Here is a 14,231-nt window from a genome sequence, read left to right as displayed (position 1 = left end):
ATGGCACGTAAACTTTTGTTGACTCATATCGATGTTCCAGGCATCAATACCTTTGAGGTCTATCGGCAAAAAGGTGGTTATGTTGCTGTTGAGAAAGTCTTGAAGACAATGTCTCCTGAGGATGTCGTCGAAGAAGTTAAAAAATCTGGATTGCGTGGCCGTGGAGGAGCGGGTTTTCCAACTGGGATGAAATGGTCCTTTCTGGCCAAACCGGAAGGTGTGCCTCGTTATTTGGTTTGTAATGCTGACGAGTCTGAACCAGGTACATTTAAAGACCGTTATTTGATGACGCATATTCCCCATGCACTTATTGAAGGGATGATTGTATCCAGTTTTGCTTTGGGGGCACATACTTCCTATATCTATGTGCGGGGAGAGATGATGCCACAGATCAGAATTCTAGAGCGTGCTATTGCTGAAGCGAAGGAGAAGGGCTTTTTAGGGAAAAATATCTTAGGATCGGGGTATGATCTGGAGATCTACGTTCAACCGGGGGGGGGAGCTTATATCTGCGGAGAGGAAACGGCCTTATTGGAATCCTTAGAGGGGAAACGTGGCAATCCTCGTATTAAGCCTCCATTTCCGGCTATAGCGGGTTTATATAACTGTCCTACGGTGGTGAATAATGTGGAGTCTATTGCGACGACCGTTCCTATTATTAATTTGGGTGGAGAAGAGTATGCCAAGATCGGGGTGGAACGTAGTACCGGAACAAAATTGATTTCCGCTAGTGGAAATATTGTAAAACCGGGGGTGTATGAAATCGAACTCGGTCTACCTGTCGAAGAGTTTATCTACTCGGACGAATATTGTGGTGGTATAGCCAATGGCAAGCGTATGAAAGCCGTCGTAGCTGGTGGCTCTTCGGTACCTATTCTGCCTGCTAATCTGATTTTGAAAACAGCGGCAGGAAATAGTCGTTTGATGACCTATGAGTCATTGGCTGATGGAGGCTTCCAGACCGGTACGATGCTTGGATCCGGTGGTTTTATTGTTTTCGATGAAGACCAATGTGTGGTTCGTAATACATGGAATTTTGCACGGTTCTACCATCATGAAAGTTGTGGACAATGTTCACCTTGTCGTGAAGGAACGGGTTGGATGGAGAAGGTACTGCATAAGATCGAGAGCGGTCACGGCTCGATGTCGGACATTGATTTACTGTGGGACGTTCAACGAAAAATAGAAGGGAATACAATTTGCCCATTGGGTGATGCTGCGGCATGGCCTGTGGCAGCTGCAATAAGACACTTTAGGGATGAATTTGAATGGCATATCCTGCATCCGGAAGAGTCACAAACAAGAAATTATGGACTGGCACATTATGCTGATCCTTTACAACCAATAGTATCATAATAGAAGCTGTAACGATAAATTAATCATATCATGGCAGAAGCGGAAGATGTAAAGTTTAAGGTCACCATCGATGGTATACCGGTAGAGGTTGCTCCTGGGACAAGCATATTAAATGCAGCGAGACAGATCGGCGGCGATATAGTCCCTCCGGCAATGTGTTACTACTCCAAACTGGAGGGAAGTGGCGGTAAATGTCGTACCTGTTTGGTAAAAGTCTCCAAGGGATCTGAAAAGGACCCAAGACCGATGCCGAAATTGGTGGCATCTTGTCGTACAACGGTGATGGACGGTATGGAAGTACAAAATATTACTTCGCCAGAGGTGGTGGAAGCAAGAAAAGGTGTTGTTGAAATTTTATTGATCAATCATCCCTTAGATTGTCCAATCTGCGATCAGGCTGGTGAATGTAAATTGCAGGATCTTGGATATGAACACGGCAGTGCTAATACACGCTACGAATTCGATCGCCGTACTTTCGAACGTATTGATTTGGGCGATAAGATCCAATTGCATATGAACCGTTGTATCTTATGTTACCGTTGTGTTTATGTCGCCAATCAACTGACCGATCAACGTGTACATGGTATCTTAGGTCGTGGCGATCATGCCGAGATATCTACCTATATCGAAAATGTAATCGATAATGATTTCTCCGGCAATGTGATCGATGTATGTCCTGTTGGTGCCTTGACAGATAAAACTTTCCGTTTTAAAAATCGGGTGTGGTTTACAAAACCTGTGGATGCACATCGGGATTGTCCGACATGTTCAGGGAAGGTAACCTTATGGTATAAGGGTGAAGAGGTCATTCGGGTGACTGCCCGGAAAGATGAGTTTGGTGAAGTGGAAGAATTTATCTGTAATACCTGTCGCTTTGACCAGAAAAAAACAAGTGATTGGATTTTAGAGGAACCGACAGAAATAGACCGGCATTCCGTCATTTCTGCCAATCACTATGAGTTATTTAATCCGCCGAAAGTTGTTAAGGAGAATCCGATACTACAGGAACAAAATCGCGAACAGTTGGCTAGAACAGAAAAATTGAAATAATCACAAACATGGAGTGGTCTTTTGTCATAGAAAAATTAATACTGGTGTCTATTGTATTCGTTATCACCTTGGTGATCGCGATGTATTCGACACTTGCGGAACGTAAAATTGCAGGCTTTATGCAAGATCGATATGGTCCTGACCGGGCTGGTATCTTCGGGATCTTGCAACCCTTATGCGACGGTGGAAAGTTCTTCTTTAAGGAGGAAATCATTCCCGCAGGTGCACATAAGGTCCTGTTTATTTTGGGACCTACAATTGCAATTATAACGGCATGTATCAGTTCTGCTGTTATTCCCTGGGGGCAGGAATTGCAAATTGGAGATCGTACGATTTCTTTGCAAGTTGCACAAGGCATCAATGTTGGTGTATTGTATATGTTTGGTGTGATTGCATTGGGTGTATATGGTATTATGCTGGGCGGTTGGGCTTCCAATAACAAGTTTTCGCTTATGGGCGCAATTCGAGCGGCATCACAGAGTATCAGCTATGAGATCGCCATGGGGTTGTCCCTAATTGCTTTACTGATGGTCACGCGTACATTGACGCTAGAAGAAATTGTTGCACAGCAGTCTGGCTTTGTCAATTGGAATATCTGGGCGCAACCATTGGGTTTCATCATCTTTATGGTCTGTGCTTTTGCAGAATGTAATCGGGTACCTTTTGATTTACCGGAGTGTGAGACGGAACTGGTGGGCGGTTACCATACGGAATATTCTTCGATGAAATTGGGGCTTTATATGTTTTCCGAATACATCAATATGTTCGTCTCTTCTGCATTGATGGCATCACTTTATTTTGGCGGCTATAATTTTCCTTTTATGAATGATCTGGGATGGTCGGCCAATATAATCACTATTGTTGGTGTGATCGTATTCTTCGTGAAGATATTGTTGTTTATCTTTTTCTTTATGTGGGTACGCTGGACTTTACCACGTTTCCGATATGATCAATTGATGAATTTGGGCTGGAAGATGTTGATCCCATTAGCGATAGCGAATATTGTACTGACGGGAATATTTACATTGATTAAAGATACATATTTCTCATAAGGAATATCCTTCCTGAGAAGCAAATATATAATGGACACCGATTGGATACTCCATAGGGCCATTGAAGACAAAACGAGCATAGCGAGCTCATGAAATAATTATTTACAGATGAACGAGTTTTTATGCAACTGACCAATCGTAAAAAAGTAATTGAACAAAAGCCGATGACATTCTCGGAAAGAATTTATTTCCCTGCTATTATCAAAGGCTTACGCATTACATTAAGGCATTTTTTTAAGAAAATCCCGACTATTAAATATCCTGAAGAAATAAGACCATATTCGAAAAATTTCAGGGGGCAGCATTCACTTAAGCGTGATGAAGAGGGACGCGAGCGTTGTACAGCTTGTGGGCTATGTGCTTTGTCCTGTCCAGCGGAGGCGATCACGATGACTGCTGCTGAACGGAAAAAAGGCGAAGAACATCTTTATCGTGAGGAAAAATATGCGTCTGTGTATGAAATCAATATGTTGCGTTGTATTTTCTGTGGCCTTTGTGAAGAGGCCTGTCCTAAAGAAGCCATCTATTTGGATGGTCCGCATGTGACAGCAGACTATCTCCGTAAGGACTTTATCTATGGAAAAGATAAATTGGTCGAACCAACTTTTGATATTACCAAATTAAAGAGCTAAACCAGGAAATTATGACAGTATTTTATTTTGTAGCCTTCTTGTCTATTTTCTTTGCGCTGATGACCATTTTTACAAAAAATCCTGTGCATAGTGTATTGTATTTAGTCATCACATTTTTTACGTTTACGGTGCATTATATACTCTTAAATGCGCAGTTTTTGGCTGTGGTAAATTTCATCGTCTATATGGGAGCAATCATGGTCTTATTTTTATTCGTGTTGATGTTGCTCAACCTGAATAAAGATACCGAACCTATGAAATCCAATTTGGTCAAGTTTATGGGCGTTATTGCGGGCTGTTGCTTACTGGTGACTTTTTTCGGCGTATACCGTGTCTTTGATATTTCGAATCCACTTACCGTTGTTAATCCGGAAATCGGACTGGTTAAGAACCTAGGTAAAGTGTTGTTTAACGAATTTTTGCTTCCTTTTGAACTATCATCACTCTTGTTGTTGACGGCCATGATCGGAGCGATATTATTAGCTAAGAAAGAACCTAAACAAATCTAATGGAAACAGTTGTTCAACAGTTGCAGGGGGTGCCAATAAATCACTATTTGATTTTTTGTACGATTATTTTTGCTATTGGTGTTATTGGTGTTCTTATTCGCCGTAACGTCATCATTATCATGATGTCCATTGAGTTGATGCTTAACGCAGTCAATCTTCTTTTGGCTGCATTTTCCGTGCAGCATGGCGATTCGTCAGGACAGGTGTTTGTCTTCTTTATTATGGCATTGGCGGCAGCGGAGGTTGCTGTAGGGCTTGCGATTATTATTATGGTATATCGGAATACGAAGTCTGTGGATATCGATTCCTTAAATAAACTTCGTTGGTAGAACTTAAGAAATAAATACGATGAGTGAATTAGTTTGGTTGATTCCCCTTTTGCCCTTAATTGGGTTTATAGTGAATGGATTGGGTAGGAATACGTTGTCCAAAGGTATGGTAGGCACCATAGGCAGTGCTGTAGTTCTTATTTCTTTTGTGTGCAGCTGCATTCTTTTCTCTGAAGTGTATCAAGCGAGACAGGCTGGACAGGCAGGCATTATTGAACAACACGTATTTGATTGGATTACAGTAGGGAATTTGAAGATAGGACTTTCCTTTTTGGTAGATCCTTTGAGCGCAATCATGCTTTTGATTGTTACAGGAATTGGTTTCCTGATTCATGTTTATTCGGTCGGTTACATGCATCATGATAAAGGCTTTGGTAAGTTTTTCTCTTATCTAAATCTCTTCATCTTTTTTATGTTGCTATTGGTATTGGGATCCAATTACCTGGTCATGTTCATAGGTTGGGAAGGTGTAGGACTATGTTCTTATTTATTGATCGGATTTTGGTATAAGAATAGTTCGTATGCAAATGCAGCAAAAAAAGCATTTGTGATGAATAGAATAGGTGATTTAGGTTTTCTACTTGCGGTATTTTTAATACTTGGAACTTTTGGGTCCTTAGAATTTTCGACTGTATTTTCATCGGCCAAGAATTTTGCTGTTGGTGATATCACAGTCGTTAGCATTACCATTTTGTTATTTATTGCTGCAACAGGTAAATCGGCGCAGATACCTTTGTTTACCTGGTTGCCAGATGCCATGGCTGGCCCGACACCAGTGTCGGCTCTGATCCATGCGGCGACGATGGTTACGGCCGGTATTTATATGATTGCACGTTCCAATGTCTTGTTTATCCTTTCACCGTTTACCTTGCAGCTCATTTCTGTCATCGCTATTTGTACAGCCCTATTGGCTGCTGCGATTGCGTTGACACAAAATGATATTAAGAAAGTATTGGCTTATTCTACAGTTTCACAATTAGGCTATATGTTTCTTGGCCTTGGTGTCGGAGCATTTACAGGAGCGTTTTTCCATGTATTGACGCATGCCTTTTTTAAAGCGTTACTATTCCTAGGGGCGGGATCTGTTATACATGGTATGAGTGAAGAACAGGATATGCGTAACATGGGAGGTTTAAAAAAGGCGATGCCGGTTACCTATCTGACGATGTTGATGGGAACCATCGCGATTGCTGGGATTCCACCTTTTTCTGGCTTTTTCTCCAAAGATGAAATATTGGCCGGTGCATTTATAGCGAGTCCAGTTTTATGGGGTTTAGGTTTTATTGGTGCTTTAATGACCGCATTCTATATGTTTAGAATGCTATTTATGACATTTTCCGGTACATTTCGGGGGACAGATGAACAAAAGCATCACTTGCATGAATCTCCAAAAAGTATGACAATGCCGTTGATTGTATTAGCTATACTTTCTGTCCTTGGCGGTGTCATCAATTTGCCGGCCGTTTTGGGTGGCAACCATTGGCTTGAGAATTTCCTATCCCCTGTTTTTTCAGAAGGAAAAGCTCTAATGCCTGAGACACATCATTTGGAGCACAACACGGAGTATCTATTAATGGCCGTTTCTGTGGTTGGTGTATTGATTATGGTAGCTTTGGCTTTCAATATGTATGTCAAACGTCAATACAAAGCAAATGAGGATGCCAGAGGTTTCTTGGGCAATCTTTCTTACCATAAGTTTTACGTGGATGAGCTCTACGATAGCATCATTGTACGTCCAATCAATTGGCTCTCGTCTTTCTTCGGGAATGTCGTGGATCAACGTGGTATTGACGGTGTTGTTAATGGTGCCGGTAAGGCAACATTCGACACCGGAAAGGTATTGCGTTTGCTCCAGAATGGTAATGTTGGTTTTTATTTATTGATGATGGTAATTGGGGTGATTGCCATTTTCATCTATGGATTGTTGAGTCTTTAATTTTGGTATAATCGATGGATAACTTGTTTTTACTTATTTTATTGCCGTTAATCAGCGCGTTGATTCTAGCTTTCTTAAAGACTAATGCTGCAAAGTCAATAGCCTTAATTTTATCGGTAGTTTCTTTGGCGTTGACTATTCCGTTTCTTTGTACTTTTGACGCAAATGGTGGAATGCAATTTGAACAAAATTGGCTATGGATTTCTTCGTTGCATATTCATTTTCATATCGGTGTTGATGGAATTAGCCTGCCTCTTGTTTTATTGACCAATGGGTTGATGCCTTTAATTATTGCAACGACCTTTAAGAAAGGATATAAGGGAAACTTTTATTCCCTAATGGCTTTTATGCAATCGGGTTTATTGCTTGTATTTACGGCCTTGGATGCATTTACCTTTTATGTCGGATGGGAGGTTGCCTTAATTCCAATCTATTTTATTTGTGCACTATGGGGAGAAGGAGATCGTATTCGTGTAAATTTAAAATTCTTTATCTATACTTTTTTGGGCAGTCTTTTGATGTTGATCGGGATTCTCTATCTCTACCAGCAAGTGCCCAACCGTGATTTTGAATGGACATCTTTTATCGCATTGGATTTAGGGGAAAATACACAGCGTTGGTTGTTTTGGGCTTTCTTTGTGGCTTTCGCCATCAAAATACCAATTTTTCCTTTTCATACTTGGCAACCGAACACGTATACCAATGCGCCTGCGGCAGGTACCATGCTGTTGGCTGGTATTATGCTGAAAATGGGAGTTTATGGTTTGATGCGGTGGTTATTGCCAATAGCGCCAGCCGGTGTCGCGCTGTATGGGCATTTCGCGATGATCTTATGTGTGATCGGGATCGTTTATGCCTCTATCATTGCAATTAAACAAGACGATGTGAAACGATTGATCGCCTATTCATCTATCGCGCACGTCGGCTTAATCAGTGCTGGTGTCTTTACATGGAATACAAATGGTCTAAGCGGAGCAACTATCCAAATGCTGAATCACGGTATTTCGGTGATCGGGTTATTCTATGTGTTGGACATTGTGCAGCAGCGTACACAGACACGTAGTCTGTCGGAGCTGGGCGGGATAGCCAGCAAGGCACCACGGTTGGCCATATTCTTTATGATTATTTGTATGGGCGCAGTGGGGCTACCCTTGACCAATGGATTTATTGGCGAGTTTTTGTTATTGAAAGGTGTGTTTCAATACGGGTTTTGGTTTGCTGTCTTCGCTGGTTTAACTTTGATTTTGGGGGCAGTTTATATCCTTAGGCTTTATCAGGGAACGATGTTGGGAGAGACTACTGAGAGAACGGTACAATTTGAGGATGTAAGCGGTACGGAATTGGTGGTATTGACCTTAGTTTCGGTCTTGATCCTTTATATTGGTATATTTCCTAATTTCCTATTGAATCTTTCTGCAGGTTCGGTGGAAGTTTTAAGTACATTTTTAGGCAGATAATAGATATATTTTTTTGTATGGGTGCAATAATTACACTTTCAATATTAGCATTAGTCGTCCTTTATCTCGGCTTATTCAAGATGAAATCTATGCTATTGCCTGTTTCTATTCTTGGATTCTTGGTGGCTATTGGTTTCTTATGGAATGACTGGACCTCTACCAGTGGCCCCCTTTATAGTGGGATGGTTCATTTTGACCACTATGCTATCGCTTTTTCGATCCTATGTATCGCGGTTACCTTGTGCATCTTTGTTATCTCAAAAGGATATTTTGATGAAGAGGGACAAATTGCGGAATATTATTCGCTGTTAATTTTCTCGCTTACTGGTGCTGTTCTTGTGAATAGTTATCATAATTTTTCAATGCTTTTTTTAGGTATTGAAATTATGTCTGTGGCGCTTTATATTTTGGTCGGTATACGTAAAAGAGACAAGGTATCAAATGAAGCTGCATTAAAGTACTTTTTGATGGGGGCTTTCTCTACGGGCTTTCTTCTGTTTGGTATTGCCCTGTTGTACGGTGCCACAGGATCATTTGATTTAAGTGAAATCAAAGACTATGTTGTGAATAACCCACAGGCGATTTCGCCTTTGTTTTATGGGGGTATATTGCTTCTCATTGTGGGACTGACCTTCAAGGTGGGGGCTGTTCCTTTTCATTTCTGGACGCCAGATGTTTATGATGGGGCTCCGATATTGATTACAAGTTATATGAGCACGGTCGTTAAAGTTGCTTCTTTCGCTGGATTATTGCGTTTATTCAGTTATAGTCTATTGCCTTTACAAGATTTTTGGACGCCGGTATTCTTAGTGATTGCTATTCTCACCTTATTTGTCGGAAATATTTCTGCATTAATGCAGTCTTCGTTCAAACGTATGCTTGCTTATTCAAGTGTTTCGCATGCCGGGTATATGTTATTTGCGATTGTAGCAGTAGGGGCCACTTCGGCTAATAGTATCTTTGCTTATGGCCTTGCCTATTCGCTAGCAACCATTGTTGCCTTTACGGGATTGATCCTTGTCAAGAAAACAACTGGCTCCGAGCATTTTGAAGCTTTTAATGGCTTGGGCAAACGAAATCCTTTGCTCGCATTTGCCATCACGATAGCCATGCTTTCTCTTGCGGGGATACCTTTGACGGCTGGATTTATTGGTAAGTTTATGATGTTTTCTTCTGTTATGGAAAATTATCATATTGTTTTGCTCGTATTGGCAGTAATCAATGCAGGCATTGCCGTGTATTACTACTTGAAAGTTGTCGTTGCGATGTACTTTAGAGACAGTGACGAATCTTGTGTTAATGTACAGTGGAATTATTCATTTGTATTATTCCTTGCCGTAATGCTTACAATCTTAATTGGGGTATATCCAGACTGCCTTTTAAAATTAATATAAAGTTTCTGTTAAAATACTTGTTGTTTATTAGAGCATGGCGATTTCGCTGTGCTTTTTTTATTTTTATTGGTATAACTCTTGAATACAAATTGTATATTGTAAAAAAGAAATCCTATCAATTGGAAGATGGTGTTTAAAGTGTGTGTTAAATCTTTTTCGATTCGTGTTTTATGTGTGTTACTTTTCTTCGTTATCTGCGGAGAAGTAATTGCACAGGACTTTATTCGTGGAAAGGTTGTCGATGCACAAACAGGAAAAGGTATTTCACGGGTTTCAATCAACTGGCTGGGGGAAGATAGTGGTGGTAGTAGCGATACCCTTGGGTATTTTAAGATTCAAGATATCAAGAAATACAGACAGCTTGTATTTGGAGCAGTGGGGTATGAGCGGCGGACGGTGGATGTTCGTCGTTTACAGGATTCCATGCTGACCGTGCATTTAATTGCTTCGAATAATACATTAGAGGAGGTCGTGGTCAATAGAAAAAACAAAAAGCCTAAAGATCCAGCTATTGCACTGATTGAACAGGTTATTGCACATCGACCACAAAATCATTATACCCGCATACCTGAAATTCGTTTTGATGAATACGAGAAGACGCAATTTGGTTTTGTCAATCCTGAAGATAAAGCGAAGAAGTTCCCGAAGCCATTTCGCTTTCTCTTTGAAAATATAGATTCTACCGCTTTCCGGGGGCAGACGATTGCACCCTTCTATTTGGAGGAAAACTATTCCAATGTCTATTCATCCCATAATCCAGATCGCAGTAAGAAGATTGTCGTCAGCCACAATCAGACCGAATTGAATCCACGTTTTTTTAACAATGACAATTGGCAAACTCGGTTTCAGACGATACTCCGTGATGTTGATCTCTATGATAATACCATTCAGATCACAAATAAAGGAGTCTTGAGTCCAATTGCTGCGGGTGCTACAGCGTTCTATAGGTACAAAATTCAAGATACGATCAAGATTGAAGGCAAGGATTATATTGAGCTCCATTTTGAAGGTAAATCGGCCATTGATCTGCTCTTCTATGGTGATCTCTTGATTTCAGATGATACAAGGTATGCTGTTCATCGCGCGACATTGAATATCGGACGTACGGCAAATATCAATTGGATAAATGACGTGCAGATAGATCTCAGCTATAGCGAATTTAAAAACGGTAGCATGCTACCGGTTCATGCAGATCTGAAAATGTTATTTGGTGGGAGCAAGGAGGATGTATTGTATGGGCGCAGGGAAACCCAATACCTGGGACATCGCACGGATTCTATTTCGAATGAGAATTTTGCTGGTGTACCTGTTGAAAAAAGGTATCTCCTCCAGTCCGCGCCGCAGGTACCCATAGTAGGGGTTAGACCTAGCCCGTTAAGTCATGCTGAATTAGGGGCATATCAAAAAGTTGATTCGGTGCAGAATATGCGTTCCTTTAATCAGTTGGTAGCATTGGGTTATTTATTGGCAAAGGGGTATTATAATGCTGGGAAAGTTGAGTTTGGTCCACTGGAATATCTTTATAGCCGTAATAATTATGAGGGGAATCGCTTCAGGATGAGTGGTCGAACGACACGCTTATTCTCGGAAAAGGCCTACATTGAAGGATACACAGCCTATGGCGATAAGGACAAAGAGCTAAAGTATTACCTGAGTACGGCATTTACGTTAAATGGAGAACGTATTGTTCAGTTTCCGGCAAATTATTTACGCTTTACCGTACAGCATGATGTGATGGAACCAGGGCGAGGTTTGGGGTTTTTAAAAGGAGATGGTTTCTTCCGTTCTTTTGGAAAAAACAGGCCTAATAAATGGCAGTTTAATGATATCTATCGCATCGATCATCTGATCGAATTTGGGAACCATGTTAGCGTAGGAACGGCATTTACACATACCCGCAGACAACCACGCGGTGATTTGTTTTATATCAATAGCCTACCTTTACCTGATACAATCCGCCAAGTCAATACAAATGATCTACAGCTGATTTTGCGTTGGGCTCCGAATGAAGAATTTACGTATCATAATCTCGACAGAGGAACAGTAGAAAATAAATATCCCATTTTTACTCTGCAATATAATAAAGGGCTGAAAGGTTTTTGGGGCGCAGATTATAGTTATGATGCGTTACGCTTTAGCATCTTCAAACGATTATTCTTATCTCCGGCGGGACAGGCCGATTTTGAGTTTTCAGGAGGAAGAATTTGGGGGAAACACCTGCCTTATACCTTACTGGAACTTCCGGAGGTCACTAAAGATAAACAAGGGCCGTTGGTGAATTTTGACTTGATGGCTACCTCGGAATTTGTTTCAGATCAGTTTTTGAAATTGACTTATTACCACAATTGGAATGGTTTCTTTTTCAATAGAATTCCGTTGTTCAGACGGTTAAAGTGGCGTGAAGTGACGGGATTCAAGGCTTTTTATGGAAAGTTAAGCGATGCCAACAATCCTTTTGTTACGCCCGAAAATATTCAGTTTGAGGCGGACAAAGATGGTATTATTCAAACAAAAGCCGTGCGTAACAAACCTTATGTAGAAGGACTTGTGGGGGTGGATAATATCTTTAAATTGATTAGATTAGAGTATAAAAAGAGATTAAGCTATAAAGGCGGTGAAGGTGTACCTTCTGATACTTTTACGGCATCCTTACATTTTAATTTTTAGCAATTATGGTTCAATATTCAAATTTAAAGTATGCCATTAAAGATCATATTGGCTATGTCATCATTAACCGCGAACCGCAACTGAATGCCTTAAATCAGGAAACGCTTGATGAATTGCAAGATATCTTCAAACATTTTAATTCCGATGATCATGTAAGGGGTATTATCCTGACTGGCGCTGGACATAAAGCATTTGCCGCAGGCGCAGATATCAAGGAATTTATGGATTTGTCTGTGATTCAGGCGCGATGGCTTAGTGAAAGAGGACATATTATTTTTACGGATCTTATCGAAGCTTCTCCGAAGCCAGTTATTGCTGCTATAAATGGATATGCGTTAGGCGGAGGACTCGAGATGGCTTTGGCTTGTCATATTCGTATCGCTTCTGAAAATGCCAAAATGGGACTTCCGGAGGTTTCTTTGGGCCTTATTCCAGGTTACGGTGGTACGCAGCGTTTGCCCAAATTGATCGGAAAAGGACAAGCTATGCAAATGATTTTAACGGGTGATATGATTGATGCGCAGCGAGCTTATGAACTAGGACTGGTCAATGAGGTGATCGCGCAGGATAAATTAATTGCCCGAGCGGAGGAAATACTCCAAAAGATATTTACACGCTCGCGTGTTGCGGTGGCAAATGCTATTGCTGCCATTAACGCCGCTGAAGATAAAGAACAAAACGGGAATAAGGTGGAAATGGATGCCTTCGGACATCTTTTCGGAACAGAAGATTTCAAAGAAGGTGTTTCAGCATTTTTAGCGAAAAGGACACCCAATTTTGAATAATGCCGCAGTACTTCGTTAACGCTATACGTCGTGTATTGGTAGGTTTGAGTGTCGATGAAGAGATGAGATAAGGCCAAGAAAAGATGTTCGGATTGAGCGCAAATAGTTTAGAGGCAATTGGTTAAGATCGCTCATAAATCTGGATCTGAAAGGTTTAACCGATATTATTTTTGATATTTTCTGCGATATTCTTGTGGCGACATTTTCATTTCTCTTGTAAACGCTTTTGAAAAATGAAAGGGGTCATAGAAGTGGAGTTTGAATGCGATTTCTTTAATCTTAAGTAGTGTGAATTGCAGGTAAGAGCATGCTCTTTGCATACGGAGTTGATTGTAATACACCATGGGTGGGTAAGAGGTTTTCTGCTTGAACAAGTTAATAAGATGTGATTTGGAATAGTTGAAATGTGCTGAAATATCATCCAAATTAATATTGTTTTCTAGATTGTCTTTCATAAATATGATGATGTCCTGTATGATATTGTCTACTTGAATTCGGTTACTTTCTCTAAACTGCGCCTGATATTGAATGGAAGCTAAAAAATATTGAAAGCAAAAACTTGTATACGCCAAATTTTCTGGACTGTACCCCATTTCCAGGTTTTTGTAGATGCTTTCGAAGAGCTGGATGCGATTGGCATGTTTGTTTGAATCTGTGTCATCTATATGAATCACTTCGCCCATGATATGTTTGAAAAGTGCTGCATCTGTTCCGGCGAAATGAATCCAATAGATGCTCCAGGGATCATTAGATTTTGCGCCATAACAATGTGCACTATCTCTCGGGATGATATATACATCGTTTCTTTTCAGGTTGTGCATTGTTTCATCCTGTTTTATCCAACCACTTCCTTCTTCGCAATAAATCAGAATATATTCCTTACATCCTTCTTGACGGTCACGGTAGTGTTTTTTTGCATTGGGATAATAGCCGATATGTGTGATGTATAACTTTGATGTGATGTTATTGCCTGCCTGGTAATTGCATACGGCATAGGGAAGGACAATCGCCTTTTCTCCTTTGAATCCTTCAGCGATGACATCTGGGTTTTGTTTCATAAATCG

12 protein-coding genes are annotated in these 14,231 nt (G+C 40.7%); 11 read left to right on the top strand and 1 reads right to left on the bottom strand.

The window, feature by feature from the left end:
* The 11 genes from nuoF to AB1Z56_RS19930 all read left to right on the top strand — a co-directional run bounded on the left by nuoF (position 1) and on the right by AB1Z56_RS19930 (position 13,167).
* Positions 1-1,356, top strand: coding sequence for an NADH-quinone oxidoreductase subunit NuoF (gene nuoF, locus AB1Z56_RS19980; RefSeq protein WP_075990304.1), 1,356 nt, complete (start codon positions 1-3; stop codon positions 1,354-1,356).
* Positions 1,357-1,386: 30 nt separating this feature from the next.
* Positions 1,387-2,406 (top strand): 2Fe-2S iron-sulfur cluster-binding protein, encoded by a 1,020-nt coding sequence (locus AB1Z56_RS19975; protein WP_309365238.1) that lies wholly within the window; start codon positions 1,387-1,389, stop codon positions 2,404-2,406.
* An 8-nt stretch (positions 2,407-2,414) separates the two neighbouring features.
* Entirely contained in the window at positions 2,415-3,458 is a 1,044-nt protein-coding gene (nuoH, locus tag AB1Z56_RS19970; RefSeq protein ID WP_309365240.1) for an NADH-quinone oxidoreductase subunit NuoH, read from the top strand.
* A 122-nt stretch (positions 3,459-3,580) separates the two neighbouring features.
* Positions 3,581-4,090, top strand: a complete 510-nt coding sequence (locus tag AB1Z56_RS19965; RefSeq protein ID WP_046673082.1) for a NuoI/complex I 23 kDa subunit family protein — start codon at positions 3,581-3,583, stop codon at positions 4,088-4,090.
* A gap of 11 nt (positions 4,091-4,101) precedes the next feature.
* A complete protein-coding gene (locus AB1Z56_RS19960; RefSeq protein ID WP_309365243.1) occupies positions 4,102-4,599 on the top strand; it encodes an NADH-quinone oxidoreductase subunit J family protein in 498 nt (165 codons plus the stop codon).
* The gene (gene nuoK / locus AB1Z56_RS19955) at positions 4,599-4,928 is read left to right on the top strand and encodes an NADH-quinone oxidoreductase subunit NuoK (RefSeq protein WP_077437306.1); all 330 of its coding nucleotides are present in this window, start codon (positions 4,599-4,601) and stop codon (positions 4,926-4,928) included. Before AB1Z56_RS19960 ends, nuoK begins: the two co-directional genes overlap by 1 nt.
* 19 nt (positions 4,929-4,947) lie before the next feature.
* The gene (nuoL, locus tag AB1Z56_RS19950) at positions 4,948-6,864 is read left to right on the top strand and encodes an NADH-quinone oxidoreductase subunit L (RefSeq protein ID WP_426789952.1); all 1,917 of its coding nucleotides are present in this window, start codon (positions 4,948-4,950) and stop codon (positions 6,862-6,864) included.
* A 14-nt stretch (positions 6,865-6,878) separates the two neighbouring features.
* On the top strand, positions 6,879-8,321 hold the full coding sequence (locus AB1Z56_RS19945; protein ID WP_309365249.1) for a complex I subunit 4 family protein: 1,443 nt from the start codon (positions 6,879-6,881) through the stop codon (positions 8,319-8,321).
* 17 nt (positions 8,322-8,338) lie between these two features.
* Entirely contained in the window at positions 8,339-9,715 is a 1,377-nt protein-coding gene (locus AB1Z56_RS19940) for an NADH-quinone oxidoreductase subunit N (RefSeq protein WP_309365251.1), read from the top strand.
* A gap of 126 nt (positions 9,716-9,841) precedes the next feature.
* Positions 9,842-12,382 (top strand): DUF5686 family protein, encoded by a 2,541-nt coding sequence (locus tag AB1Z56_RS19935; protein ID WP_309365253.1) that lies wholly within the window; start codon positions 9,842-9,844, stop codon positions 12,380-12,382.
* Between the two features lie 5 nt (positions 12,383-12,387).
* Positions 12,388-13,167 (top strand): enoyl-CoA hydratase/isomerase family protein, encoded by a 780-nt coding sequence (locus AB1Z56_RS19930; RefSeq protein ID WP_309365255.1) that lies wholly within the window; start codon positions 12,388-12,390, stop codon positions 13,165-13,167.
* A 164-nt stretch (positions 13,168-13,331) separates the two neighbouring features.
* On the opposite strand, the gene AB1Z56_RS19925 is transcribed toward AB1Z56_RS19930, so the two are convergent.
* Entirely contained in the window at positions 13,332-14,225 is an 894-nt protein-coding gene (locus AB1Z56_RS19925) for an AraC family transcriptional regulator (protein ID WP_309365257.1), read from the bottom strand.
* Positions 14,226-14,231: the final 6 nt, after the last annotated feature.

Source organism: Sphingobacterium sp. WOUb80 (assembly GCF_050058145.1).
Classification (GTDB): Bacteria; Bacteroidota; Bacteroidia; order Sphingobacteriales; family Sphingobacteriaceae; genus Sphingobacterium.
Note: the sequence above shows the minus strand (reverse complement) of the source record. Positions and strands in the feature narration are given on the sequence as shown.

Bases quoted from the DNA above. Each gene is read 5' to 3' on its own strand.
- AB1Z56_RS19930 (WP_309365255.1), top strand. From the start codon at position 12,388: ATGGTTCAATATTCAAATTTAAAGTATGCCATTAAAGATCATATTGGC.
- AB1Z56_RS19940 (WP_309365251.1), top strand. From the start codon at position 8,339: ATGGGTGCAATAATTACACTTTCAATATTAGCATTAGTCGTCCTTTAT.
- AB1Z56_RS19945 (WP_309365249.1), top strand. From the start codon at position 6,879: ATGGATAACTTGTTTTTACTTATTTTATTGCCGTTAATCAGCGCGTTG.
- AB1Z56_RS19965 (WP_046673082.1), top strand. From the start codon at position 3,581: ATGCAACTGACCAATCGTAAAAAAGTAATTGAACAAAAGCCGATGACA.
- AB1Z56_RS19960 (WP_309365243.1), top strand. From the start codon at position 4,102: ATGACAGTATTTTATTTTGTAGCCTTCTTGTCTATTTTCTTTGCGCTG.
- nuoK (WP_077437306.1), top strand. From the start codon at position 4,599: ATGGAAACAGTTGTTCAACAGTTGCAGGGGGTGCCAATAAATCACTAT.
- AB1Z56_RS19975 (WP_309365238.1), top strand. From the start codon at position 1,387: ATGGCAGAAGCGGAAGATGTAAAGTTTAAGGTCACCATCGATGGTATA.
- AB1Z56_RS19935 (WP_309365253.1), top strand. From the start codon at position 9,842: ATGGTGTTTAAAGTGTGTGTTAAATCTTTTTCGATTCGTGTTTTATGT.
- nuoH (WP_309365240.1), top strand. From the start codon at position 2,415: ATGGAGTGGTCTTTTGTCATAGAAAAATTAATACTGGTGTCTATTGTA.
- nuoL (WP_426789952.1), top strand. From the start codon at position 4,948: ATGAGTGAATTAGTTTGGTTGATTCCCCTTTTGCCCTTAATTGGGTTT.
- nuoF (WP_075990304.1), top strand. From the start codon at position 1: ATGGCACGTAAACTTTTGTTGACTCATATCGATGTTCCAGGCATCAAT.
- AB1Z56_RS19925 (WP_309365257.1), bottom strand. From the start codon at position 14,225: ATGAAACAAAACCCAGATGTCATCGCTGAAGGATTCAAAGGAGAAAAG.